The 22,632-nt window shown below is 61.5% G+C and carries 25 protein-coding genes; 16 read left to right on the top strand and 9 right to left on the bottom strand.

What is annotated here, in order from left to right:
- Positions 1–145: 145 nt before the first annotated feature.
- The gene (locus tag LB557_RS03690; RefSeq protein WP_041163479.1) at positions 146–1,771 is read right to left on the bottom strand and encodes an ArnT family glycosyltransferase; all 1,626 of its coding nucleotides are present in this window, start codon (positions 1,769–1,771) and stop codon (positions 146–148) included.
- Positions 1,772–1,963: 192 nt separating this feature from the next.
- Between LB557_RS03690 and LB557_RS03685 the strand changes: the two genes are divergently transcribed.
- Positions 1,964–2,590 carry a DUF995 domain-containing protein gene (locus tag LB557_RS03685; RefSeq protein ID WP_167331129.1) on the top strand — a complete coding sequence of 209 codons (627 nt, stop codon included), beginning with the start codon at positions 1,964–1,966 and terminating at the stop codon, positions 2,588–2,590.
- A gap of 870 nt (positions 2,591–3,460) precedes the next feature.
- Here LB557_RS03685 and galE read toward each other — a convergent pair.
- From galE to LB557_RS03670, 3 genes are all read right to left on the bottom strand, one after another.
- Positions 3,461–4,492, bottom strand: a complete 1,032-nt coding sequence (gene galE, locus LB557_RS03680; RefSeq protein WP_224594602.1) for a UDP-glucose 4-epimerase GalE — start codon at positions 4,490–4,492, stop codon at positions 3,461–3,463.
- Entirely contained in the window at positions 4,489–5,535 is a 1,047-nt protein-coding gene (locus LB557_RS03675) for a UDP-glucuronic acid decarboxylase family protein (protein WP_015318482.1), read from the bottom strand. Before LB557_RS03675 ends, galE begins: the two co-directional genes overlap by 4 nt.
- A gap of 1,174 nt (positions 5,536–6,709) precedes the next feature.
- Positions 6,710–7,180, bottom strand: a complete 471-nt coding sequence (locus tag LB557_RS03670) for a carboxymuconolactone decarboxylase family protein (protein WP_140878599.1) — start codon at positions 7,178–7,180, stop codon at positions 6,710–6,712.
- Between the two features lie 85 nt (positions 7,181–7,265).
- On the opposite strand from LB557_RS03670, the gene LB557_RS03665 reads away from it, so the two are divergent.
- The 4 genes from LB557_RS03665 to LB557_RS03650 all read left to right on the top strand — a co-directional run bounded on the left by LB557_RS03665 (position 7,266) and on the right by LB557_RS03650 (position 10,050).
- The gene (locus tag LB557_RS03665) at positions 7,266–7,943 is read left to right on the top strand and encodes a TetR/AcrR family transcriptional regulator (protein ID WP_140878597.1); all 678 of its coding nucleotides are present in this window, start codon (positions 7,266–7,268) and stop codon (positions 7,941–7,943) included.
- A 19-nt stretch (positions 7,944–7,962) separates the two neighbouring features.
- Complete coding sequence (locus LB557_RS03660) at positions 7,963–8,574, top strand: hypothetical protein (protein ID WP_140878595.1); 612 nt, start codon at positions 7,963–7,965, stop codon at positions 8,572–8,574.
- Complete coding sequence (locus LB557_RS03655) at positions 8,571–9,437, top strand: 23S rRNA (adenine(2030)-N(6))-methyltransferase RlmJ (RefSeq protein ID WP_140790600.1); 867 nt, start codon at positions 8,571–8,573, stop codon at positions 9,435–9,437. Before LB557_RS03660 ends, LB557_RS03655 begins: the two co-directional genes overlap by 4 nt.
- Positions 9,438–9,597: 160 nt before the next feature.
- Positions 9,598–10,050, top strand: a complete 453-nt coding sequence (locus LB557_RS03650; RefSeq protein WP_015318477.1) for a hypothetical protein — start codon at positions 9,598–9,600, stop codon at positions 10,048–10,050.
- A 241-nt stretch (positions 10,051–10,291) separates the two neighbouring features.
- On the opposite strand, the gene LB557_RS03645 is transcribed toward LB557_RS03650, so the two are convergent.
- Positions 10,292–10,603 (bottom strand): transcriptional regulator, encoded by a 312-nt coding sequence (locus LB557_RS03645; protein WP_140726323.1) that lies wholly within the window; start codon positions 10,601–10,603, stop codon positions 10,292–10,294.
- Between the two features lie 634 nt (positions 10,604–11,237).
- Between LB557_RS03645 and LB557_RS03640 the strand changes: the two genes are divergently transcribed.
- Positions 11,238–11,627 (top strand): hypothetical protein, encoded by a 390-nt coding sequence (locus LB557_RS03640; protein ID WP_181166385.1) that lies wholly within the window; start codon positions 11,238–11,240, stop codon positions 11,625–11,627.
- A 434-nt stretch (positions 11,628–12,061) separates the two neighbouring features.
- On the top strand, positions 12,062–12,658 hold the full coding sequence (locus LB557_RS03635; protein WP_140823718.1) for a glutathione S-transferase family protein: 597 nt from the start codon (positions 12,062–12,064) through the stop codon (positions 12,656–12,658).
- A gap of 61 nt (positions 12,659–12,719) precedes the next feature.
- Here the strand turns inward: LB557_RS03635 and LB557_RS03630 are convergent, their stop codons facing one another.
- On the bottom strand, positions 12,720–13,376 hold the full coding sequence (locus LB557_RS03630) for an outer membrane protein (RefSeq protein WP_140717897.1): 657 nt from the start codon (positions 13,374–13,376) through the stop codon (positions 12,720–12,722).
- A 412-nt stretch (positions 13,377–13,788) separates the two neighbouring features.
- On the opposite strand from LB557_RS03630, the gene LB557_RS03625 reads away from it, so the two are divergent.
- From LB557_RS03625 to LB557_RS03600, 6 genes are all read left to right on the top strand, one after another.
- Entirely contained in the window at positions 13,789–14,553 is a 765-nt protein-coding gene (locus LB557_RS03625; protein ID WP_224644352.1) for an SDR family oxidoreductase, read from the top strand.
- Entirely contained in the window at positions 14,550–16,634 is a 2,085-nt protein-coding gene (gene uvrC, locus LB557_RS03620; protein WP_224713006.1) for an excinuclease ABC subunit UvrC, read from the top strand. Before LB557_RS03625 ends, uvrC begins: the two co-directional genes overlap by 4 nt.
- A gap of 98 nt (positions 16,635–16,732) precedes the next feature.
- A complete protein-coding gene (gene pgsA, locus LB557_RS03615; RefSeq protein WP_015318470.1) occupies positions 16,733–17,329 on the top strand; it encodes a CDP-diacylglycerol--glycerol-3-phosphate 3-phosphatidyltransferase in 597 nt (198 codons plus the stop codon).
- A gap of 1 nt (position 17,330) precedes the next feature.
- Complete coding sequence (gene moaD, locus LB557_RS03610; protein ID WP_224644319.1) at positions 17,331–17,588, top strand: molybdopterin converting factor subunit 1; 258 nt, start codon at positions 17,331–17,333, stop codon at positions 17,586–17,588.
- A gap of 5 nt (positions 17,589–17,593) precedes the next feature.
- Positions 17,594–18,076: a molybdenum cofactor biosynthesis protein MoaE gene (locus LB557_RS03605; RefSeq protein ID WP_224644318.1), complete on the top strand. Its 483-nt coding sequence runs from the start codon at positions 17,594–17,596 to the stop codon at positions 18,074–18,076.
- Between the two features lie 4 nt (positions 18,077–18,080).
- Positions 18,081–18,266 (top strand): alpha/beta fold hydrolase, encoded by a 186-nt coding sequence (locus LB557_RS03600; protein ID WP_140790588.1) that lies wholly within the window; start codon positions 18,081–18,083, stop codon positions 18,264–18,266.
- Positions 18,267–18,329: 63 nt separating this feature from the next.
- On the opposite strand, the gene ndk is transcribed toward LB557_RS03600, so the two are convergent.
- Positions 18,330–18,752: a nucleoside-diphosphate kinase gene (ndk, locus tag LB557_RS03595; RefSeq protein ID WP_015318467.1), complete on the bottom strand. Its 423-nt coding sequence runs from the start codon at positions 18,750–18,752 to the stop codon at positions 18,330–18,332.
- Positions 18,753–19,011: 259 nt separating this feature from the next.
- Here ndk and LB557_RS03590 point away from each other — a divergent pair, with 259 nt between their 5' ends.
- A complete protein-coding gene (locus LB557_RS03590; RefSeq protein ID WP_224644317.1) occupies positions 19,012–19,284 on the top strand; it encodes a DUF2934 domain-containing protein in 273 nt (90 codons plus the stop codon).
- A gap of 90 nt (positions 19,285–19,374) precedes the next feature.
- On the opposite strand, the gene LB557_RS03585 is transcribed toward LB557_RS03590, so the two are convergent.
- A complete protein-coding gene (locus LB557_RS03585; protein WP_224644316.1) occupies positions 19,375–20,067 on the bottom strand; it encodes a glutathione S-transferase family protein in 693 nt (230 codons plus the stop codon).
- Between the two features lie 64 nt (positions 20,068–20,131).
- Here LB557_RS03585 and LB557_RS03580 point away from each other — a divergent pair, with 64 nt between their 5' ends.
- Positions 20,132–20,644 carry a DinB family protein gene (locus tag LB557_RS03580; RefSeq protein ID WP_140617195.1) on the top strand — a complete coding sequence of 171 codons (513 nt, stop codon included), beginning with the start codon at positions 20,132–20,134 and terminating at the stop codon, positions 20,642–20,644.
- A gap of 60 nt (positions 20,645–20,704) precedes the next feature.
- Here the strand turns inward: LB557_RS03580 and LB557_RS03575 are convergent, their stop codons facing one another.
- Positions 20,705–21,664 (bottom strand): LysR substrate-binding domain-containing protein, encoded by a 960-nt coding sequence (locus tag LB557_RS03575; RefSeq protein WP_015318463.1) that lies wholly within the window; start codon positions 21,662–21,664, stop codon positions 20,705–20,707.
- A gap of 110 nt (positions 21,665–21,774) precedes the next feature.
- Between LB557_RS03575 and LB557_RS03570 the strand changes: the two genes are divergently transcribed.
- Positions 21,775–22,608, top strand: a complete 834-nt coding sequence (locus LB557_RS03570) for a hypothetical protein (RefSeq protein WP_181174108.1) — start codon at positions 21,775–21,777, stop codon at positions 22,606–22,608.
- Positions 22,609–22,632: the final 24 nt, after the last annotated feature.

The raw sequence follows: 22,632 nt of genomic DNA, 5'->3' as shown, positions 1-22,632 counted from the left end.
GGCGGCATCGTGGCGACTGAACGTCCAAGGCGTCATCCTGGGGCGGTTCGCCTGGCCCACCGCCTTGCCGGCCTTCCGCGGGGCGGATGCGTGGCCGCTGAGCCGTCGGGCCATATCCTGTCAAGGCCCACAGCTGTCGCAGCTCTCATGGACGGGTGATCCTATAGACCAGCAAAGCATCCGAATCCACAAGCTTGGTTGCGGTCTTGTCCAGATAGTCGACGACCCCCCCATGATGCTCGATGAACAACTGGTCCTGATTGTCGGCAGCGTTCTTGGCCGTGCCGAACAGATCCGCGCCTTGACCGCGCAACTCCTCGAGCTGAGCGATCGCGGTGGCGTCGTCCGCGACGAATTTCGACCATTCGACATCGCCTCCGCCAGGCGGGAACACCCAGCCGCGTGCCCTGCTGTAGTAGACGGCGACGGGATCGCCGACCTCCGGCGCGATGGCCACGACGAGGTCGCCCGGTTGCGCCAACCGCGCCAACTCCTCGCCGAGCAGCTTGCCGTTCATCGCGACCGGCGCCTTCATTGTCCTCACGAGAGGAAAGGTCGACCACACGAGGGTCACGACAACGATACAGATCGAACGCAGCACGACCGGCGACAGAACGGTTCCCGATGCAAACGTTGCCAGAAGAAGCGCGCCGCGGCCGCAGAACATCGCGAACGGCACATGGAAAATGTGGTAATTCCAGGGGTTGCTGGTGATTTCGCGCGCCGCCGCCAGGTAGACGATCATGGCCGCACCCAGCCAAATATAGGGAATGGCCGAAAGGGTGCGCTGCGTCGGGTCTTCGGCGGGTCCGGGCGGTATCCAGAAACCGACCGCGATCAGCGCCATGAACGGATAGCCGTAGAACCACCAGACAGAGGTGTTCCACACGGATTTGAAGTAGAAGCCATCATTGACGAACGTCCACAATCCGGAGTTCCAGATGTAGCCGCTGCCCGCGACGTGATAGGGTGGATAGCTGCGGCCGAGATAGATGGCCCAGCTGAAATAGGCGCCGATGATGGCCAGGCTCAAAAATCCCCACAGGAAGACCTCGGTCGCCTGCCGTCGTTTCTTCTGCAGAATCCAGCGCACCATCAGGTAGAAGATGACGGCGCCCGCCGCCACGCCCGGCGGCTTTGCCAGCGCACCGAGCGTGAAGCTGACGGCGGCGAGCGGCAAAAGCCATCGGCTGCCGCCAGCCCAGTATTTGGCGAACAGCCAAACGCCTGTTGTCACCAGTGCCAGCATCGACGGATCGGGCAGGAACGAGCTGTCGATCATGATCGCCGCCGGCATCAGCGCGTAGGCGAGCGCCGCCGCATGGGCATGCGTTTGGCCCCAGCATAGCGCCGTCAACCTGTGCAGCGAAAACACCGTCACCAGACCGAAGAAGGCCGCAACCACGCGGCCAAACCAGTCGTGCCAGCCGAAGAGTTGGTAGAGCAGGGCGGTCAGATAGCTGACGATCTGGAACTCGCGGCCCTGATAACTCGGGCCGGGTCCGGTCCAACTCACCTCCGGGAAGAAGATGTTCCAGCTGCGCTGTTGAAAATTGTCGGCCATCATTGCCGTGCTTGTCTCGCGCCAGCTGAAAGCGTCGACCAGCGGCAAGGTTATGTTGTGGAACCTGAACACGACCGCGATGAACAGGATCCCCAGCAAGATCGCCGTGTCGAGGTTCAGGTAATTGCGAGCAGCCGGGTCCCGAGCGATCGGCTGCTGCAGGTATTGCTGAACCTCGGCCTGATTCAATTCCGGATCGTCGCCCATTTGGAACCGCGTCCTCTCTGACGTCTGCGGATGTTGCTTTTGCGCGCGATTGTCAAAGGCGAGGGAGTATACGACGCAATCCTTAATTTTGGCGACAGCGGGCGCCGCGAAAGTTGACATCGCAGCTCCCGCGGCTGTTAAATAATTCGCAAAGGCTGTCGCGCCGATAGCGCTGCCCTGGGCCGCACAGACATGCCAACGCTGATTGTACCGATAGCTCCGACCAGGTCGCCGCCGCATGGCGTAGATCGTCTGCGGCGCAGGGAACGTCGTCGGTCCGCACGTTTCACGCTGCTCCTGTTTGTCCTGGCCCTCTGCGGCCAGGTGGCCCTCCCGGGAACGTCCCACGCGGCTGCCGCCAAGGACAGCGCACCTGCAAAAGCGGATAGCGCTATTGCTCCAATTGCCGCCACTGTTCCAACTGCCTATGAGCTGCAGCTTCTGTATGCCGATCGCACATGGATATGGGAAAATGGAGCGGCCTATTTCGCGAAGGGCAATCGGCGCCTTGAGGCCTGGACGTCGGGGCAGGATTCAGCGTCTGTCGCAGAGGGCAGGTGGCTGGTGACCAAAGACGGCAAGATGTGCATGGATGTCGCTTGGCGGTCCAACAGCTACAAGGGCAAACAGCGCCGCACCTGCTACAGCCACCGAATCAAGGATGGAACGATCGAGCAACGCAAGGATCCGGACGGAGAATGGTACAGTTTCAAACGAACTCCCGAAGGTCCTTCCGACGAATACCGAAAATTCGAATCTGGTGATACCAAGGCCGCGCGGTTCGAAGAGGCCCGCAAGTTGATCGACTCCAAGAACTGATGCATATCGCTCGGAAGTGTCCTCGGTTCCGGGACAACGACATGCACGAAATCAGAAGCTTACAGCAGGTCGGGCGAATCCTATTCGCCGCGGCAGGCGCCGTTCCTGGCTCCGTTGGCCCCTCCCGATACCACATCGGTGACGGCGTGTCCGGAGGGGCGGATTCAGGCAGGCCGCTTTTGCCAGGCCTGTGAAGAAGCTTGCGAATCGCTTATAAAACGCTGAGCAGTCCGGCTGGAATTGTCGGCGCACCGACCGCCGATTGGTGCAATCACTTGTCTCTGACAGAACGACGAGACGATGGATCCAACACCATATGGTTTTCATGAAATTTAATAATTAGTGATATCTAATATTTATGTGTGATGTGCGAGTGGTCACTGAAACGGCGTGAAGCGGCGCAGGTGTCGCAACGCGCCCCAGCTTATACTCAAGGCAAGGGACACATGGGGAACAATTCCGCAATGGGCGCTTCTCGCCTAAGCAAGAAAGCTCTCTCTATTGTTGTGGTGGCGATGACCTCTCTGGTTGCAGGATGTCAGGGGATGGATACGACCAGAACCGGTTCCGTCCTCATTGCACCGGTCGCGCATCCGCTCCGGAGCCAGCCTTCAGTCCGACCGGTCCAGGCTGGATACATCGTGCGTTCGCTCAGGATCGAGCCTGAGGTGCTGATGACAAGGACTATCCGCACCACTGAAAGAACTTACGCTTTTGCTCCGCCACCGCCGATCGCGATCCGCACAACGGGACCCGTGAAGGTCGCTTTCAGTCCTGTCGATGAAGGTGCGTTGTTAGGAGGCTCGCCTTACATCTGCAGCCCCAGCGGATTTGGCCAACGCGCAAGCTGCCACCCGCGCTATCTCTGATCTATCGAGCAGCGACCGCTACCGCGCCGTCGCTTGGTGGCAGTATCACCGGTTTCGTCCGCAGCCCGAAGAATGGGGCGGCGGTCCTGACGATCGTGTCGATGTCGGAAAGCTGCGGCACAAAGCCAAGGCGCGCGCGCGCCTTGCTCGGATCGGCATAGAGTTCGGCCGGATCTCCCGGGCGCCGGGCCCTGAAGACGGCCGGAACCGGTCTTGAAGTCATCCGGCTGACCGCCTGGACAATCTCCTTGATGGACACGCCTCGCCCGGTGCCGAGGTTGACCGCCAGGCTTTGTCCCCCGCCCTCCAAATGTTGAAGAGCTTTCAAATGAGCGCGGGCCAGGTCGCTGACGTGGATATAGTCGCGCACGCAAGTCCCGTCCGATGTCTCATAATCCGTGCCGAAGACCTCGATCTCGTCGATGATGCCTGACGCCGCCATCAGCACCCTGGGAACCAGATGCGTTTCCGGCGAATGCCACTCGCCGAGCTCCCCGTCGGGATCGGCCCCGCAGGCATTGAAGTAGCGCAGGATGGCGAACTTCATTCCGTATGCGCTGGCATAGTCGCTGATGATCTGTTCGCCTATCAGCTTGGTGCGCCCGTACGGGCTGATCGGATTTTGCGAAGAGGTCTCACGAATAGGCAGCGCTTCCGGAACGCCGTAGGTTGCGCAACTGCTGGAAAAGATGATGTTCTCGATCGAATGCGCGCGTGCGGCGTCGAGTACGGCGATGGTGCCCGTGACATTGGTGGAATAGTATTCGGCCGGCTGACCGACGGACTCTCCAACATAAGCAAGCGCCGCGAAGTGGATGATGGATGCGGGCCGATAGGCTTCGATCGCCGCCTGCAATGCATCCCGGTCGCGGATGTCGCCGACGACAAGCGGACCCCAGGCGACGGATTTCCGATTGCCGCGGGACATGTTGTCGAATGCCACCGGCAGATAACCGGCCGCGGCAAGCAGCTTGCACGTATGGCTGCCGATAAAGCCGGCTCCCCCTGTCACCAGGACTGCCGGCTGGCTCATGAAGCCGCGGCCCCTTTGGTAATCCGGCTCCCGTAGAGCAGGGCGTCGAAATAGTCGACGGTATGCGCGAGCCCTTGGGCCAGGCTGATCTTCGGCTCCCAACCGAGATTGCTTCTGGCGAAGGAAATATCCGGCTTGCGTTGTCTGGGATCGTCGATCGGCAATGGCCGATGCACGATTTTCGATCTGGAGTTGGTATAGCTGACAACCAGTGTCGCGAGTTCCATGATGGTGAATTCGCCGGGATTGCCGAGGTTGACCGGATGGGCAGGCGCACTCGGCGCATTCATCAGCCGCATGAAACCCTCGATCAGGTCGTCGGCGTAGCAGAAGGAGCGGGTCTGCAGGCCGCTGCCATAGACGGTCAGGTCTTCGCCACGCAACGCCTGGACGATGAAGTTCGAGACGACGCGCCCGTCATCGGGTTGCATGCGACGACCGTAGGTGTTGAAGATACGGGCTACGCGAATATCGAGGCCATACGTCCTCGAATAGTCGAAAAAAAGGGTTTCGGCCGAACGCTTGCCTTCATCATAGCAGGAGCGCGGTCCGTGCGTATTCACATTGCCGAAATAGCTTTCGGGCTGCGGGTGCACGAACGGATCGCCGTAGACCTCGGAAGTCGAGGCCTGGAATATCTTGGCATTGTTCCGACGCGCGAGTTCCAACAGGTTCAGCGCGCCAAGCACACTGGTCTTGAAGGTATGGATCGGATCTGCCTGATAATGTGGCGGAGAAGCAGGGCAGGCTAGATTGTAGATCTCGTCGAACCGAAGGTCCAAAGGCAATGCATCGACGATGTCGTGCTCCATGCAGCTGAATCTCGGATCGCGCAGCAGCGTATTGAGATTGTATCTTTTGCCGGTATGGAAATTGTCCAGTGCGACGACGTCGTATCCGTCCTGCAAAAGTCGTTCGCACAAATGCGATCCCAGGAAGCCCGCGCCTCCAGCGACCAGCGCACGGCCTCGGTTATGGCCGTTGCCGTTGCCCCTTTGATCGTTTCTGGAACCAAGTTTCAGAACCTTGATGACCTTACTCATGCTTTCCTCCACGCACCGCACACGCTACCGCCGGGCAGGGCAAAGCACTGCCCGGCCACGTCCTTAAACGCGGCAATCTCCGCATCCGCGGATCGCCATCACTGATGTGCGCTTGTCACTAGCTGAGTTACGAGGCCGCTGCCGCCCGGCTTGTATCTGCCGTTCAGCAGTCCATGCGCCCCAAGATCGCGATCACGCGCCCCATGCCATCATCGCCGATTGCTCGCCCAAATTGCACATCCCAACGCCCTGAAAATATACCTGTGAAAATTCAAGTCAACTAAATTAGAGATTCCTTAACCAATTGTGTTTGCCATTGGTTAATCATGGCCGACGCGTTCCCGGCGCGGGCGCGGATGGCCACGGCCGGGGTTCTTCATTTTGAATCAGCATATTGGCTCGATCCAAGCAAATTTCACAGGCTGCCGCGATCTCTTCTCGGGTGCCATCAAAAGCCTGATGTCGAGGAATAGGGCGGAGTGTCCTTGTGAGATCATTGGGGTGGGTCGCCCCTGGGCACTGTCTGAAATGAAGAGCGATTCAGAAGGCGTCAAATCTTCAGGTTGCAATGAGATTGCTGCCCAAATCCGCTGGGACTGCAGACATAAACGCCTGGCCGTGAATACTTTGCCAGTATCTCTCTGCGGACGGAATCCACGTCGCAACTGGCAGCGGCGCAGAGCAGACCAAGAGTCAAAGTTAGAAGGCAGAATCGGCCGCAGGAATGACTTTTAACGCCGATTTCTCTCTGTCGGGCCGCCCGTGTCCTCTGTGCATCGAGGTTCCTCATCCGCCAAGGTATGAGTCGACATCCCCTTCTCGCCTGCAGGCGCATCGAAGTCATAGTGGAATGCCGGCCATCTCGGCAATGGCATTTGAGGGCATAGGCTAGCTGCTGTCCATGGCGCGACCACGCATCCAGGTTGACCGCCGCACTGGCGCGCGGGCCGCAAAAATGGTCGAGATGGTCCGTTTCTCAGCGGGCCATCTCGTTCAGGCAACCACAAAACAGGGACGCCTGTTGTCGTGTGGCAGACCGCTCCTGACGCGGCGCGGTGCTCCAGCTTGGCTATGTTACTCCCGGCGGGACTGCCCGCCCGGCGGACTTACTGCCCGCCCATTTCCTTCTTGCCGGCGGGCTTACTGCCCGCCCATTTCCTTCTTGCCGGCGGGCTTACTGCCCGCCCATTTCCTTCTTGAATGTGTCGAAATCGACCTGCATGCCGTTGAATATAGTGCTCCAGTGGCGCGTCAGCGCCGCCATCGCCACGGCTTCCTCGATCTCCTCGTTCGTGGCGCCGGCGCGCTTGGCGTCCTGCGTGTCCGACCAGATGCAGTAGGTGCAAGGAATCTGCGCCGCCACGGCCAAGGAGATCAACGACTTGACCTTGGGCGGCAGCGCCGTCTTGTCGCTGAGATCGATGGCCTTGACCTCGGCCCAGGCACCGGGCAGACCGGTTTTGGGAAACTGTTTTACAAAGCTTGGTACGCCGCCCATGGTCGACTGTATGTCCTTGAGGGTTGCATCATAGTCGTCGGCATGGGCAGGCGCGGAGCCAAGCGACAGGATACAGGCCGCGGCGGCGGACAAGAACACATGCTGAGACGAAGACTGCACGGATTTGACGATGCGATGGTACGACATGGTTTTCTCCTCTGGTCTTTGTTAGCCTTACGATGTAAGGTGACGGCGAAAATGAACCTTACACTGTAAGTTGTCAAGCGGCGCCATGGATCAATCAATCACGAAACAGAGAGCGCGCGGGCGTCTGTCGCGCGAAATGATCGAGGACGCGGCTTTCGAGGTGATCGAGAGGGAGGGCCTTTCCGGCTTTTCGATGCGCAAGCTCGCCGCCGCGCTCGGCTGCGAGGCCATGAGCATCTATCATCACTTCCCCTCGGTGGCGCATCTGCACGAGGCGCTGATCGACCGGCTGATCGGCGCCCTTGAAGTGCCTGACACCAGCCTTCCCTGGCGGCAAAGAATGCGTGTTGCCGTCGACGATTTCCGCCGCATCGGCCGCGAGCATCCCGCCTATTCCACTTTCATTGTTACCTACCGGATGAATTCGCCGACTTGCCTTGCCTGGTTGAACGGCATTATCGGCTTGTTCAAGGATGGCGGCTTCGACGCGGAACTCAGTGCGCGGCTCTTCCGCGCCGTGGGCTATTATCTGATGGGCGCGGTGCTGGACGAGAACGCGGGCTATTCCAGAGGCCCGTCCGCGGTGAACACCGTCAGCGACGAGCAACTGACCAGGGACTATCCAAACGTCGTGGAGGCCGGGCGCTTTTTTGGCGCCGCCGAATTCGACAAGACCTTCGAACTCGGCCTCGACATGCTGCTGGACGAAATGGAACGCCTGCGCGACGGCGCCGATATAAGCCGACCGTCCGGCAAGGTTTGATTGCAAGGTGACCGCCTGAATGCGCTTTCTCTTCGTCCTGATCCTGTTGGCCGGCACCGGCATCGGTCTCATCTACCCCTGGGCGACGGCCAATTTTTCCGGCCGCGAAATCGGCACCTGGCGGGTCTACGAGCAGGGCCGATTCAAGCCGTTGACCGTATCGCTCAGGGATCGCGATGCGCCGGTGCGGGTGCTGGTGGACCTGACCGCGAGGGCCGAACGCATCGTTTCGAAGCAGCGCACTGTGTTGACGCTGACCGCGGCCACCAATGGCCACACGGTGCTTGCCTCGACGCTGCAGTTCAACCATGTGGACAATCCGCGCCAGGCCAGCCCACAGCTGCCCGACAAGATCTTTCGCGACGAGGCTGGCCTGATCGCCACCGTCAGCCCTGGCGCTTACGTCTTCACGGTCGGCCCGGGCGATGCCGAGGACATACCGATGCGAGCGGTCGACCTTGTCTTGCGCTCCGGTGTCGGGGAAATCGACGGCCGCGCGCGGCCGATAGGCTTCTCGCTGATGGCGGTCGGCCTGATCGGTTTCTTGCTGTCCTTGCGTTCTGCTGGCGGGCGACCGGAAAATCCGAATTCGCAGCCGCCGCCGCCACGTTGGGGCAGGGGTCCCACATGAACTATCGCCACGCCTACCACGCCGGCAATTTTGCCGATGTCGTCAAGCATGTCGTGCTGACGCGCCTGCTCGACTACCTGAAGCAGAAGGACAAGGCGTTTCGCGTCATCGACACCCATGCCGGCATTGGCCGCTACGATCTGTCGTCACTCGAAGCGCACAAGACAGGCGAGTGGCAGGGCGGCATCGGCAGGCTGATAGATGCCGCGTTCGATGCGAAGGCGGCGGCGCTGCTGGCGCCTTATCTGGCGGCGGTGCGCTCGCTCAATCCGGAGGGCGGCGTAAAGAAATATCCGGGCTCGCCGCTGCTCGCGCGCAATCTCCTGCGCAAGCAGGACCGGTTGTCGGCGATCGAGCTGCACCCGAAAGACGCCGCCAGGCTGAAGATCGAGTTCGCCGGCGATTTTCAGACAAAGGTGATGGAACTGGACGGCTGGCTTGCGCTCGGAGCGCACCTGCCGCCGAAGGAAAAGCGCGGCCTGGTGCTCATCGATCCGCCCTTCGAGGAAGAGGGTGAGTTCGGCCGCCTCGTCGACGGGCTGGTGAAGGCGCACAGGCGCTGGCCCAGTGGCATCTACGCGCTGTGGTATCCGATCAAGGACCGCAAGGCGGTGATCGCCTTCAGGAAAGCGCTGAAGCAATCCGGCATCTCGAAAATCCTCGACATAGAATTCGAGATCAGGCCAGCCTCTTCCGATCCCAGCCTCGATGGCACCGGCATGGTGGTGGTCAATCCGCCCTTCACGCTGGAAGGCGAACTGCGAACCATGCTGCCGGCACTGCACAAATTGCTCGCCGTGGGCAAGCCGGCCCACTGGTCGCTGGAATGGCTGGCCGGCGAGCAGGTCCCGCCGCCGGGATAGCCTTTTTCGATCGCCGCGTTCCTTACGACCGCACGATCAGTCCTTGGGGAACTTAGCCGTTACCCGCGGCGCCGGTTTCTGGAAACCATTGTTTCGGCAACCGCTTGACCGCCGCCGAGCGAATCCGCACAGTGCGCGCAATCGACCTTGAGAGGCTGCCATGACTCGCTTCGCCAAATCCGCACTTGCTGCCCTGATTTCGCTCTGCACGCCCCTTGCCGCGCCTCTCGGTGTCACCCGGGCGGTCCAGGCGGCCGACCTCGGCGTCTATACTGAGGACGATGGCAGCATCTGTGGCGAGACATGGGTGCTGAGCAAGATCACGCATCGGTTCTCCTACCAGGTGCATCACGTGCCTCATCTGCCCGACGTCGCCATCACCGATTTTCGCGACATTCGCCAGCACCGTTATCAGCAGGCGAGCGAGGAATGGCCGATCGGTCGTCACTATTGCCGGGCAACCGTCAGCCTGTCGGATGGCCGGGACCGGTCGATCTTCTATCTGATCGAGGAAGGCCAGGGCTTTGCCTCCATCGGCGACAATGTCGAGTTCTGCGTCTCGGGCTTCGATCGCTGGATGGTCTATAACGGCCGTTGCCGCGTCCTGCGCTGAACGCACCTCGTTCTCCTTCCGATCTTTTTCGCGCCTGCGGCCTGAAGGGGGCGCAGGCGAGACGCTGACGCCCCGGCGGGTCGGCGCCTGCGCCGTCGTCGCGCTCGGCGCCATCTGTCTCGGCTATCAGCCGTGATGACAACGCGCTCCTTGTCGAAACACGCGGCAATTCCGCCGCCGTCGAACTGTCGACGGGCGGCTCGCCGTATCGTGAGGCGGTGAACCAAGGCTCGTCGCTTTGCTATTTTCTGCGACGCGTTGCCTCTGCCTGATCGATGATCTTGCGAAGAAAGGCAATGTGACCGCGAAACGCCCGCCGCCCGGCCGTCGTGACCCTGATCCGTGTCTGCGGCCGGCGTCCGACGAAAAGCTTTTCAATATCGACATAGCCAGCTCTGGCCAGCGTATCGAGATGTGCTCCGAGATTGCCGTCGGTGACTTCGATCATGGCTTTCAACTGGACGAACTCCAGGGTCTCGCGCCTTTCCAGCGTGTTCAGGACGGCCATGATCCTGAGCCGTGTACTCTGGTGGATGATGTCATCGGCGCTCATCAACAGGCTCCAATGCGGCAAAGCCTTGGGTTGTCGCCATATGGCTTGGCGATTTTGCGGTGCCATTTGCTTCTGTATGGCCGAAACCGACGGCGCAATCGCATCTCATGCAGAATACTCTGTTCTACAGAGTATTCTGTCAATCGGGAAGCCGGTGCTCAAGCCATGCTTGACAAGGTGATCTTCAGATCGACCGTCGCATCGCGCTCGTGATCCGCGCGAACCGCGCGCCTGCAAAAGATGATCGCTTCGATGACGCGGCGGGTTATGATGTTCACGGCCAAGGATCACGCGTGAAGCCGCTCGCTAATCTTCGGATCTTGATGGCGAGATCGCATCGGGAACGCCGGTATCGATTTGCTGGCGACGTCAGAAGATCAGCAGCGGATTTTTGCGATGATGAGTGTGATTGTGTGTGGATCGCAACTAAAATTTAAGTTGAGAAAATCATACCATTGCTTCGCTGGCTAGCGAGACGCGAGTCAGATATGCATTGCGCGCCGGGGTCATTCACGGCCATCGGCATAACGTGAAGGGGCATGACATGGCTAAGCAGTCATCTAAAGCGCCGGCATCCAAGGCACCGGCAAAGAAAGCACCCGCAAAAGCAGTCGCGGCGAAGGCCGCAACAGCAGTGAAGAAAGCAGCGCCTGCCAAGGCGGCGGCAAAGCCGGCAGCGAAGGCGCCGGCCAAGAAACCGGCGGCGGCCAAGGCTGTCGCGAAGCCGGCAGTGAAGAAGGCGGCGCCCGCGAAAGCGGCGGCGAAGCCGGCGGCGAAAGCGGCGCCGGCCAAGAAGCCTGCTGCCAAGGCGACGGCCAAACCCACAGCCAAACCCGCTGCCAAGAAGGCGGCTCCCGCGAAAGCCGCGGCGAGGCCGGCAGCAAAAGCGGCACCGGCCAAGAAGCCGGCGGCCAAGCCAGCTGCCAAAGCAGCCGCCGCCGCGACCAAGCCGGCGGTGAAGAAAGCCCCAGCGCCGAAGGCAAAGGCAGCGCCTGCGAAGGCGAAGACTCCGGTCAAGAAGTAGACGGATCGTTGGGGCGTCGCGTGTCCTTCGGGATCCGGCAAGGACGCTCTGACGCTCTGGATCGGAGCATGTTCGGCAACGGGTTCAGCCCTCTGGGCTGAGCGTCGGGAAGGGGCCGAGGGGCAAGCAAAGCGAGGCGCCGGTTGGCTGCCTCGCTCGCCCAACTTTTTTGCTCCTCGCGGTGGTTGGCGAATGTATCGGCGTGACGCTTAGCGCCTGCGAAGCATGGGTGCCGGAAAAGTGTGGGCGCACGTTCGAATCGGGCGGCTTTTTGTGGTGGCCTGCTGATACTTTCCAGAGTACCGGTATCAGGCTTGTCGTGATGCCAGGGCGGAAACCGCAGCCGGTTTCTGGCCGCTGTTTTTTTGCACTCTGGCAATTGATCGCGACAGTCCTGCGGTCAACACTGGATGTTTGCAAACAGGAAACCGATCATGCCGAAGCTGCTCTACGCGTCCGCCTCTCCCTACAGCTCCAAGGTAAGGATGGCAGCGGCCTATGCCGGGATCGCCCTCGATGAGGTGCCGGTCAAGACCGAGGACAGGCCGGCCGAACTGATCGGCGCCAATCCGCTCGGCAAGATCCCGGTGCTGGTGCTCGACGATGGCCGTTCGGTTCACGACAGCCGCGCCATTACCCAGCACCTCAACCGGATTTCGAAGAACGCCTTGTTTCCACGCAATCCCGACAAGCGTCTGGAAGCGGAAGTGCTGGAGGCGCTGGCGGACGGTATCTGCGATTGCGCGCTGTCGATGGTCTACGAACGCCGCACCCGGCCTGAAGAGATGGTCTATCAGCCCTGGCTCGACCGGCAGTGGGCGAAGATCATGGCGGCACTCGATCTGCTCAACGCCAATCCGCCAAAGCTGCCGAAGAAGATCACGGCCGGTCAGTTGGCATTGCGTGCCTGCCTCGGCTATCTCTCGCTCCGCTTTGGCGGTCGATGGGAGAAGGGGCGCGGCCGGTTGACCCGCTGGGCGGCGCGTTTCGACGAAAAATTCCCAGAGCTGAAGTCCGCGGTTCCGGCCTGAGCGACCGGCACAAAAAAAGCCGGGCGCGAGGCCCGGCTTTTCGTGTCGTGGCTTGAACGACTTAGAACTTCATACCGAGGCCGAAGGTGACGCGGTTGTCCGTCGCCTTGACCTTGCCGATACCGTCGAAGCTCTTGCTGCCGAAGTCGGTGTAGCGATACTCGACGCGGCCGAAGACATTGTCGGTCAGCTTGATGTCGGTGCCGACGCCAGCGGTCCAGCCGAGCATGGTTGCGGTGTCGCTGGCAGGAATGACCGAGTCTTCCACCTTCAGGCTTCTGCCGGCGAGACCGCCGGTGCCATAGAGCAGGATTTCCGGGGTCACGGCGTAGCCGAGACGGGCACGCAGCGAGCCTTCGATGCCGCCCTTGGAGTGGATGCCGTTATCGTCGCCCTTGACGCCGTTGTAGCCGAGTTCGGCTTCACCGCCGTACACGAAGTTCTCCTGCTGCCACTGATAGCCGCCGAAGACACTGCCGACAAAACCCTTGGTATCGGTCGAAACGCCGAAATCCTTTTCCTTGGTCTTGCCGCCGAAGCCGTAGCCAAGGTTGATACCGGCATAGGGACCGGCCCACGAGGCGACCGGAAGTTCGGCAACCGGAGCGGGTGCCGGCGGCTCTTCCGAAACTACGTCCGCGGCATAAGCGGTACCACCGAGGGCGAAGAGCCCGAGCGCAACAGCCAGCGGCCGTGCGAATTTGAGATTGGCTTGCATTGTTCTTTACTCCTTAAGCCACAGGACACAGGCTTGTTTCTCACGATCGCCATCGACCCGTCCGGGGGGTGAAACGGATCTGGCGTTCGTCGGTTCCAAATGTCGTGTCAAAATGCGGCTGAACCGAACCTGAACTTGGGTCATTCCCCGGCGCGAATGAGGCAGAACCTTGACGTTGCATCTTCGCAACAGCGAAATGTCAGCAGCAAGTTCGTGCTGCGCTGCACGCGGCTTGGTGCAAGGACTCCAGCGACCTATATTGCGGTCCGGCGGTTGCGAGTCCAAGAGGGCCCGGCACGTCGAACTGGGCACTTCGCCACAATGTTGCCCCAGGTGCGAACGCCGTTTAACGCATGCCGGGCCATATTTCGTCGGCGTCGCGTTTTCGGGCCGAAATTGAGGATTGACACCTATGAGCAAAGCCACTGCCGTGGCGCTGGTGACCGGTGGGGCGAAACGGATCGGCAAGGCGATTGTCGAGGACCTTGCCAGCCATGGCTTTGCGGTCGCCATCCATTCCAATCGCTCGCACGATGCGGCGGATGCGCTGGCCGCGGGGATCAACCGGTCGGGCGGGCGTGCCGCCGTGGTTGCGGCCGACCTGACCGACATGGATGCCGTCGGCGACCTTGTCGGCCAGGCGGAGGCCGCGCTGGGCCCAATCTCGCTGCTGGTCAACAATGCTTCGCTCTTCGTCGATGATTCCGTCGAGGATTTCGACTGGCGCGCCTGGGACCGCCATTTTGCCATTCACCTGAAAACCCCGGCGCTGTTGGCGCAGAACTTCGCCCGTTCTTTGCCGGAAGGGCAGGACGGGCTGATCGTCAACATCATCGACCAGCGCGTCTGGCGGCCGACGCCGCGCTATTTTTCCTATGCGCTATCGAAATCGGCATTGTGGACGCAGACGCAGATATTGGCCCAGGCGCTCGGGCCGCGCATCCGCGTCAATGCGATCGGGCCAGGCCCGACGCTGAAGAACGTGCGCCAGAACGATTCGGATTTTGACGCGCAGGTCGCTGGCCTCATTCTGAGGCGCGGCCCGGAATTGCCGGAATTCGGCGCCACCATCCGCTATCTCTGGCACGCGCGCTCGGTCACCGGTCAGATGATCGCGCTCGACGGCGGCCAGCATCTTGCATGGCAGACGCCCGATGTGACAGGCATGGCGGAATGAGTCCTTTGGATCACAAGAACAAGGCGCGCGGCGGCGCTGATGATCTTCCTCCCGAAATCGACCTCGAGGACGAGGCACTGGAGGAGATCGTCGAACCGGTTGGCCCGGATGTCGCCTTCACGGCCATCGACTGGACGCCGCATGCAGGCGACGCCGAAGGCATGGTCGGCGCCGAGGTGATTCAGACACTGGTCAAGCGGCTGCCCAATGCGCCCGGCGTCTACCGGATGATGAACGCCGCCGGCGACGTGCTCTACGTCGGCAAGGCGCGCAGCCTGAAGAAGCGTGTCACCAACTACGCGCAAGGCAGATTCCACACCAACCGCATCGGCCGCATGGTGCGCGAGACGTCGACGATGGAATTCGTCGTCACCCGCACCGAGATCGAGGCGCTGCTGCTCGAAGCCAATCTCATCAAGCGTTTGCGGCCGCGATTCAATGTGCTGATGCGGGACGACAAGTCGTTCCCGTATATCCTTTTGACCGGCGACCATGTCTCGCCCGGCATTTACAAGCATCGCGGCGCGCGGTCGCGCAAGGGCGACTATTTCGGCCCCTTTGCCTCGGCCGGTGCCGTCGGCCGCACCATCAATTCCCTGCAGCGCGCCTTCCTGCTCAGAAGCTGCACCAATTCCTTCTACGAGAACCGCACGCGGCCATGCCTGCTCTACCAGATCAAGCGCTGCGCGGGTCCGTGCACCGGCGAAATTTCGCATGAGGGTTATGCCGGGTTGGTCGCCGAAGCGAAGGACTTTTTGTCCGGCCGCAGCCAGAAGGTGAAGACCGAGATTTCGGCCGCCATGCAGCAGGCTTCGCAAGACCTCGATTTCGAGCGCGCCGCCATCTATCGCGACCGACTGGCGGCCCTGTCGCACGTGCAAAGCCATCAGGGCATCAACCCGGCGACCGTCGACGAGGCCGATGTGTTCGCCATCCACCAGGAAGGCGGCCAGGTCTGCATCCAGGTGTTTTTCTTCCGCACCGGCCAGAACTGGGGCAACCGTGCCTATTTCCCGAAGGCCGATCCGGCGCTGGAGGGATCGGAAGTGCTGGGCTCGTTCCTGGCGCAGTTCTATGACGACAAGCCGACACCGCGTGCCATTCTCTTGTCGCAGACCGTCGAGGACCAGGAACTGCTGGCCGAGGCGCTCTCGACCCGCGCCGGCCGCAAGGTGGCGATTTCCGTGCCGCAGCGCGGCGAGAAGAAGGACCTGACCGACAACGCCCTGCAGAATGCGCGTGAGGCACTCGGCCGTCGGCTGGCCGAAACCTCGACGCAAGCGCGGTTGCTTGCCGGTTTCGCCGAGACCTTTGGCCTCGCCAAGCCGCCGGTGCGCATCGAGGTTTACGACAATTCGCACATCATGGGCACCAACGCGGTCGGCGCCATGGTCGTCGCCGGGCCGGAAGGCTTTGTGAAAAACCAGTACAGAAAATTCAACATCCGCTCGACCGAGATCACGCCGGGCGACGATTTCGGCATGATGCGCGAAGTGATGGAGCGGCGTTTTTCGCGGCTGCTCAAGGAGCATGGCGATCTCGCCGTGGCTGAGGATGCGGCAGCGGGCGAGGCGATGGCGGCCGAGGCGGGCGATGATATCGAGGACGACATCTCCGGCAGCTTCCCGGCATGGCCGGACGTCATCCTGATCGATGGCGGCCAGGGCCAAATGACGGCGGTGCGCAAGATCCTGTCGGATCTCGGCATCGAGGACCGGGTCGTCGCCATCGGCATCGCCAAGGGGCAGGACCGCGATGCCGGCCGCGAGCGTTTCTTCGTCAGGGGCAGGGACTCGTTTTCATTGCCGGTTCGCGACCCCGTGCTCTATTTCGTCCAGCGGCTGCGCGACGAGGTCCACCGCTTCGCCATCGGCTCGCACCGGGCCCGCCGCAAGAAGGAGTTGGTCAAGAGCCCGCTCGATGAAATCGCCGGCATCGGCCCCGGCCGCAAGCGCGCCCTGCTGCTGGCATTCGGAACCGCCAAGGCGGTCAGCCGCGCCGCGATCGAGGATCTGAGAAAAGTCGATGGCATTTCCGAGCAGGTCGCCAAATTGGTCTACAATCATTTCCACGAAAGTTGAAAAAATTCGCCACTTTCAGCTGGCCAGTCGAATCTGGCCTGTTGACCCCCTACAACAGCTTCTGATTTGAGTACGCAGGCAGAAAGAGTCCACCAGACATGGCCCAGCGCGCGTTCAACCTGCCTAATATGCTGACCTACGCCCGTATCGTCGCGGTGCCGCTGGTCGTGTTGTGTTTTTTTCTCGAAGGCCATCTGAAATCGAGCGACTTCGCTCGCTGGTCGGCGCTGGTCATTTTCCTGCTGGCGTCCGTTACCGATTATTTCGATGGCTATTTTGCGCGTGCCTGGCAGCAGACCTCCAACATCGGCAAGATGCTCGATCCGATCGCCGACAAGCTGCTGGTCGCCACGTGCCTCTTGCTGCTTGCTGCCGACACCGACCGCCATGCCGGCATCGCCGGCTGGTCGCTGTGGGCGGCCATCATCATCCTGTGCCGCGAAATCCTGGTTTCTGGCCTGCGCGAATATCTGGCGGCACTCAAGGTCTCAGTGCCGGTGACGCAGCTCGCCAAGTGGAAGACCACCATCCAGATGGTCGCCATCGCTTTCCTGCTGGCGGGGCCGGCCGGCGACAAGGTCTTCCCGCTGACAACGCAGACCGGTCTCGTGCTGCTGTGGATCGCGGCCCTCGTGACGCTCTACACCGGCTACGACTATTTCCGCGCCGGCCTCAAGCACATCATGGACGAGTGAGATGACGACCCGTCTCATCTACTTTGCCTGGATTCGCGAACGGATCGGCATGCCGGAAGAAGATCTCGAACTGCCGGCCGGCATAGAGACGGTCACCGACCTCTTGCGCTGGCTGCGGTCGCGCGGCGAAGGCTACGAACACGCGTTGCAGTATCCCGACGTGATCCGGGTTGCCATCGACCAGGAACATGTCGACCACCGCGAGAAGATATCGGGCGCGCGCGAAATCGCGCTGTTCCCGCCGATGACCGGGGGCTGACAGTCATGTCGGCCGTCCTGATAGCGACCGTGCGCATTCAGCGCCAGGATTTCGACGTCGCCGCCGAGATCGCCGCACTGACGCAAGGCCGCGTCGACATTGGCGCGGTGGTCACCTTCTCAGGCCTGTGCCGCGACGAGCAGGGCGCGCTCTCGGCACTCGAACTCGAGCACTATCCGGGCATGGCTGAAGCCGAGATCGGCCGCATCGCAACCGAAGCCAGCGAGCGCTGGCCGCTGCAAGGCCTCACCGTCATCCATCGCCATGGCAAGATCGCGCCGGGGGAGAACATCGTGCTGGTGGTAGCCGCTTCGGCGCACCGCCAGGCGGCGTTCGAGGCGGCGGACTTCCTCATGGACTACCTCAAGTCGCGTGCACCCTTCTGGAAGAAGGAACATCGCACCGACGGCTCCGAGGGCGGCTGGGTCGAGGCCAGGGAAACCGATGCCCAGGCAGCCCGGCGCTGGAAGCGGCCGCCATCCGAATAATACCGTGCCGACCTTGCTCGTCCATGGCAACCGCGACCGCTCGGCGCCCATCGAGCTGACGGGCATTCCGTCCGCCAGGCTCATTCCGGACTGCCGTTTCCTCGTTTACGAGGGCGCGCCGCATGGCCTCATGTACACCCATATGGATCGGCTGCATGCCGATGTGCTGCGATTCGTGCGCGAGAGTTGAGCGCCAGCAAAGAAAAAGGCCGGCGAAACACCGGCCTTCTCGCCTGGAACGTGCAGTGTCGGCTCAGCCGACGATCTCGGTATCCGAGAACCAGTACTTGATCTCCTGCGCGGCCGTTTCCGGCGCATCCGAGCCGTGCACCGAATTCTCACCGATCGAGAGCGCATGCACCTTGCGGATGGTGTCTTCGGCGGCGTTGGCCGGATTGGTGGCGCCCATCACTTCGCGGTTCCTGGCGATGGCGTTCTCACCTTCCAGCACCTGCACGATGGTCGGGCCCGAGGACATGGAGTCCACCAGCTCGCCAAAGAACGGGCGCTCCTTGTGGACGGCGTAGAAGCCCTCCGCCTCGCGGCGGCTCATCCACACCCGGCGCGAGGCGATAACGCGCAGGCCGGCCTCTTCCAGCATCCTGGTGATGGCGCCGGTGAGATTGCGCCGCGTCGCGTCCGGCTTGATCATGGAAAAAGTGCGTTCGAGCGCCATGGGTCGTCCTTGTCTGAATTCGAATTGAGAGTGGCGGGCTCTATACAAGCCGCCCGGCTGATTGCCAAGAGGGCTGAGGAGAGGGGGTGAGGCGTGGTCCGCCAAGCGAACGCCCGGAGCGACAGCGCAGGGCCGGAATGGTCGGTATTTCCGTGGCTGATCCTGTCGGCCGGCGGCATCAGACGGCTGCACAGCAACGGTTTGCTTGCTATAGTCGCCCTGTCGGCGCCGCGCTGAAGTCGGCCCGAATGGAGACAACATGACCATGACAGACGATCGTCAGGAGCGCATTCGCAACCGTGCACATCAGATCTGGCAGGAAGAAGGGCACCCGGCCGGCCAGCACGAACGTCATTGGCACCAGGCGGCGGCCGACGTCGACCGGGAGGACGCGGTCAAGCCGACGGTGGGCAAGAAGCCGGCCAAGAAGGCACCTGGCGCCAGCAAGGCAAAAGCCGCGCCCAAGCAAGAAAAGCTCGTCGCCAAAGCCGGCAAGCCGAAAGCCAGCAAGCCAAAGAAGGCGGCGAAGTAAGGCGGCGAAGTAAGGTCAGCTGTTCGGCCCCTGATTTCGCAACAGGCTGACGGGCTCGAGCTGCCCTGCGGATAGAAGGCCTTTGCGGCGTCACGCCGCCGCCGCAACCTTTCGTCCAAGCCCGCCATGCAGGTCGAGGCAGCGGGTGAACCACTGCGCCACCACGTCGCTGTCTTCGAGCACCTTGTAGGGCGATGCGATGCGCGCCCATTGCAGTGCGCCAAAGACGATATAGTCGGCAAACAGCGGCGAGGCACCGCCGATGAATGGCTGGTAGCTCAACATGGAGCGCAGCGGCTCCAGTGCCGCCCGGAAGGTTGCCAGGCCGGCGTCGCGTGCGGCGACGACGTCCTCCAGCCGCTTGCCGAAGCGCTGCTCCCGGCTCTGGCGGAAATACGAGCCATTCTGTTCGTCTTGCATGGCATGAAGGTCGACGAGCGCCGCCGTGGTGACGTAAGGGTGGATGGTCGATTGCGACCAGCGCTCGATGAAGCGCGCCATCGTCTTGCCGCCTTCGCCGCCAAACAGGCTAGGCCGATCCGGATAGGCCTCTTCGAGATAGAGCGCGATGGCAAAGGAATCGGTGACGACCTTGTCGCCGTCGCGGATCACCGGAACGGTTTTCGAAACGCCGCCCTCAACGGCGGGCACTTCGAGAAAACGCGTCGGCGCGGTCGACATTTCGAGCCCCTTGTGGGCCAGCGCCATTGTTGCCTTCCAGCAATGTGGACTGAACGGGCGGCCCTCGTCACGCCCGACGAGTTCGTAAAGCAGAATGGTCATTGGCGCGGGTTCCTTTGCGGTCTAGGTATCGCTCCCGACACCCGAAACGGACCGGCGGGAAAAAATGAAACAGCACTTCATGATGTTTGCGGCATACAATCAATGGGCCAATGGCCGCATCTACGATGCCGCCGACGATCTCAACGACGAGGAATTCAATCGCGACGTCGGCGTCTTTTTCGGCTCGCTGATGGGCACGCTCAACCACCTGCTCGCCGCCGATCGCATCTGGATGAAGCGCTTCACCGGCGAAGGCGCCGCGCCAACGACATTGGACGCTATATTGTACCGGGCCTTGCCTGTCCTGAGGACAGCGCGCGAGGCCGAGGACCGGCGGATTATCGACTGGCTCAGCGGCTTGAGCGACAAGGCGCTGTCGGGTCGTTTCACCTATATGACCGTATCGGACATGCGCACCGTCTCGCAACGCCTGGCGCCCGCGCTGGCTCATGTCTTCAACCACCAGACCCATCACCGCGGCCAGGCGCATATGATCCTGACGGTCCTGGGTCGCCCGTCAGTGCCGCTGGATCTGGCACATTTCCAGCGCACCGAGGAGGGCAGGGCTTTCGCCTGATCCAGATGGTTTCGTTCTAAATTCGACGGCGAACGGTTGGCGCGGACTATCGCCGCATTTTTACACAGCCGCCGAAGCCAGGCCGGTGACTTCGCCATCCAATTGGCTCTGTGTCAGAGCCGCTTCCGCCATCACCCATTGCTTGAACCGCAGCACCTTGCGCGCGGCAAGGCTCTTGTGGGGCGAGACGAAATACCAGCCGGCCGTGTTCGGATGGTGGACGGCAAAGGGAGCGACCAGCCTCTCGGCGCGGATGTCGCTGGCCATATAGGCACGGTTGGCGACGGCAAAACCCATTCCGGCATTGGCCGCCTCGTAGGACATCATGCACGAGTCGAAATAGATGCTTTTGGTCTCGCTGAGCACAAAACTGGCCCCGGCGAAACCAAGCCAGGATTGCCAGTTCTGGGTGCAGGTGTCGGAATGCAGCAGCGTGAAGTGCTTGAGGTCGTCCGGCGTCACCTTTGACACCGGCTTGTCGCCGAGAACCTCATGGAACAGTTTGCGGTTGCACACCGGGGTCAGGTCTTCCCGGAACAGCAGGTCGGACGGCAGTCCGTTGAAATGGCCGTCGCCATAGCGGATTTCCAGATCGAATTCGGAAGTCGTGAACTCATGCGTCGCGTACGAGGTCGAAACCCGCATCACGATATCGGGATGTTGCTGCTGGAACAGCGGCAGGCGCGGAAACAGCCAGCGCGCGGCAAATGTCGGCAGCACGGATATTTTCAGCACATGTTCCTGTGATTGCCCGGTCGCTTCCATGCTGGCGGCGACGATACGCTCCAGCGCCTCGCGAACGCGCGAGACATAGGTCTCGCCCTCCGGTGTCAGCGATACCGCATTGCCGCCGCGTTGGAAAATCTTGAAACGCAGCTGGTCCTCCAGGCTCTTGACGCGCTGGCTGACCGCCGATGCGGTGATGAACTGTTCTTCTCCGGCACGCGTGAAATTGCCGTGCCTCGCAGCACTCTCCACGATTTTCAGCGAATTGAGGTTGACCTGACTGAGCAGACGCACGGTTTCGACCTTAAGCTTGGCTTACGGTAGCACTAGCATTCCTAATTTTACAGGGGGAGCTAATTTAATCGACTGTTAGCCAAGTGTTTGCCCCCACTTGGAGAAGTACAATGAACGCACATACGATACCCGAATTGCGCTATGCGATGAGCCGCGAGGCCATTATCGGCCACGAAACCGCCTGGAAGGTGTCGAGCTTCGGCGTTGCGCAGTATCTGCATGGCTATGATCCGGAACTGCTTGCCGCGATCGAGGAGGCCGCCCTGAAGCTCAAGGCCAGCCATGCCGTGCACAAGCATCTCGATCTGACCTTCATCACCGGCGCCGACCGTTTCATACCTGAAATCAAGGAGTTGCTGAACGACAAGTTGCGCCTGGAGCGCCTGTCCGACATGATGGGCACGAAGCTGGAACCCTATCCGCTGTCGATCGTCGGTTCGACCGTTACCTTCATGAATCCCAGGGATGGCGCCGTCGAATGGCATTGCGACGGCGTTCCGGTCACCGAACTCATTCCGCTGTCGATCAGCGATCCGCTGGTCGGCGGCCATCTCGAAATCTATTGCGATGATTCCGAGACCGGCCGCGCCATTCTCGAATCCGGCCGCGAGATTCCGCGCAACCGTATCATGCGCATCGATCACAAGATGAGATATGCGACGCTCGGGCAGTTCCTCGGCGTCCTGCACCGCACGGCGCCGATCCAGTTCGGCGAACGCGTCACCCTGGTGCTCAACCAGCGCTCCGTGGCCAAGCCCTATGTCGACGACAACAGGATGTTTTACCTTGCCGCCGACAATGATCACGACCGCGAATGGGTCAATGAACTGGCCGAGGACGTGTGGACCAATCAGCTGCCGGCCTATCGCCGGTTCGAGGCGGAACATCCGACGCCGGCCCCGGCCGAAGCACCGGTTCCGGGTGGGGCCAGGGAATCATGGTAACGATCCATGATCCGGAAAAAAGGG

This window comes from Mesorhizobium sp. BR115XR7A (assembly GCF_020165315.1).
Lineage (GTDB): Bacteria > Pseudomonadota > Alphaproteobacteria > Rhizobiales > Rhizobiaceae > Mesorhizobium > Mesorhizobium australicum.
The sequence above is the reverse complement of the archived record's forward strand: the minus strand, read 5'-3'. Positions and strand labels throughout refer to the sequence as shown.

Excerpts from the sequence above, each read along its gene's own strand:
- LB557_RS03690 (WP_041163479.1), bottom strand. The coding sequence starts at position 1,771 with ATGGGCGACGATCCGGAATTGAATCAGGCCGAGGTTCAGCAATACCTG.
- LB557_RS03685 (WP_167331129.1), top strand. The coding sequence starts at position 1,964 with ATGCCAACGCTGATTGTACCGATAGCTCCGACCAGGTCGCCGCCGCAT.
- galE (WP_224594602.1), bottom strand. The coding sequence starts at position 4,492 with ATGAGCCAGCCGGCAGTCCTGGTGACAGGGGGAGCCGGCTTTATCGGC.
- LB557_RS03675 (WP_015318482.1), bottom strand. The coding sequence starts at position 5,535 with ATGAGTAAGGTCATCAAGGTTCTGAAACTTGGTTCCAGAAACGATCAA.
- LB557_RS03670 (WP_140878599.1), bottom strand. The coding sequence starts at position 7,180 with ATGTCGTACCATCGCATCGTCAAATCCGTGCAGTCTTCGTCTCAGCAT.
- LB557_RS03665 (WP_140878597.1), top strand. The coding sequence starts at position 7,266 with ATGGATCAATCAATCACGAAACAGAGAGCGCGCGGGCGTCTGTCGCGC.
- LB557_RS03660 (WP_140878595.1), top strand. The coding sequence starts at position 7,963 with ATGCGCTTTCTCTTCGTCCTGATCCTGTTGGCCGGCACCGGCATCGGT.
- LB557_RS03655 (WP_140790600.1), top strand. The coding sequence starts at position 8,571 with ATGAACTATCGCCACGCCTACCACGCCGGCAATTTTGCCGATGTCGTC.
- LB557_RS03650 (WP_015318477.1), top strand. The coding sequence starts at position 9,598 with ATGACTCGCTTCGCCAAATCCGCACTTGCTGCCCTGATTTCGCTCTGC.
- LB557_RS03645 (WP_140726323.1), bottom strand. The coding sequence starts at position 10,603 with ATGAGCGCCGATGACATCATCCACCAGAGTACACGGCTCAGGATCATG.
- LB557_RS03635 (WP_140823718.1), top strand. The coding sequence starts at position 12,062 with ATGCCGAAGCTGCTCTACGCGTCCGCCTCTCCCTACAGCTCCAAGGTA.
- LB557_RS03630 (WP_140717897.1), bottom strand. The coding sequence starts at position 13,376 with ATGCAAGCCAATCTCAAATTCGCACGGCCGCTGGCTGTTGCGCTCGGG.
- LB557_RS03625 (WP_224644352.1), top strand. The coding sequence starts at position 13,789 with ATGAGCAAAGCCACTGCCGTGGCGCTGGTGACCGGTGGGGCGAAACGG.
- uvrC (WP_224713006.1), top strand. The coding sequence starts at position 14,550 with ATGAGTCCTTTGGATCACAAGAACAAGGCGCGCGGCGGCGCTGATGAT.
- pgsA (WP_015318470.1), top strand. The coding sequence starts at position 16,733 with ATGGCCCAGCGCGCGTTCAACCTGCCTAATATGCTGACCTACGCCCGT.
- moaD (WP_224644319.1), top strand. The coding sequence starts at position 17,331 with ATGACGACCCGTCTCATCTACTTTGCCTGGATTCGCGAACGGATCGGC.
- LB557_RS03605 (WP_224644318.1), top strand. The coding sequence starts at position 17,594 with ATGTCGGCCGTCCTGATAGCGACCGTGCGCATTCAGCGCCAGGATTTC.
- ndk (WP_015318467.1), bottom strand. The coding sequence starts at position 18,752 with ATGGCGCTCGAACGCACTTTTTCCATGATCAAGCCGGACGCGACGCGG.
- LB557_RS03590 (WP_224644317.1), top strand. The coding sequence starts at position 19,012 with ATGACCATGACAGACGATCGTCAGGAGCGCATTCGCAACCGTGCACAT.
- LB557_RS03585 (WP_224644316.1), bottom strand. The coding sequence starts at position 20,067 with ATGACCATTCTGCTTTACGAACTCGTCGGGCGTGACGAGGGCCGCCCG.
- LB557_RS03580 (WP_140617195.1), top strand. The coding sequence starts at position 20,132 with ATGAAACAGCACTTCATGATGTTTGCGGCATACAATCAATGGGCCAAT.
- LB557_RS03570 (WP_181174108.1), top strand. The coding sequence starts at position 21,775 with ATGAACGCACATACGATACCCGAATTGCGCTATGCGATGAGCCGCGAG.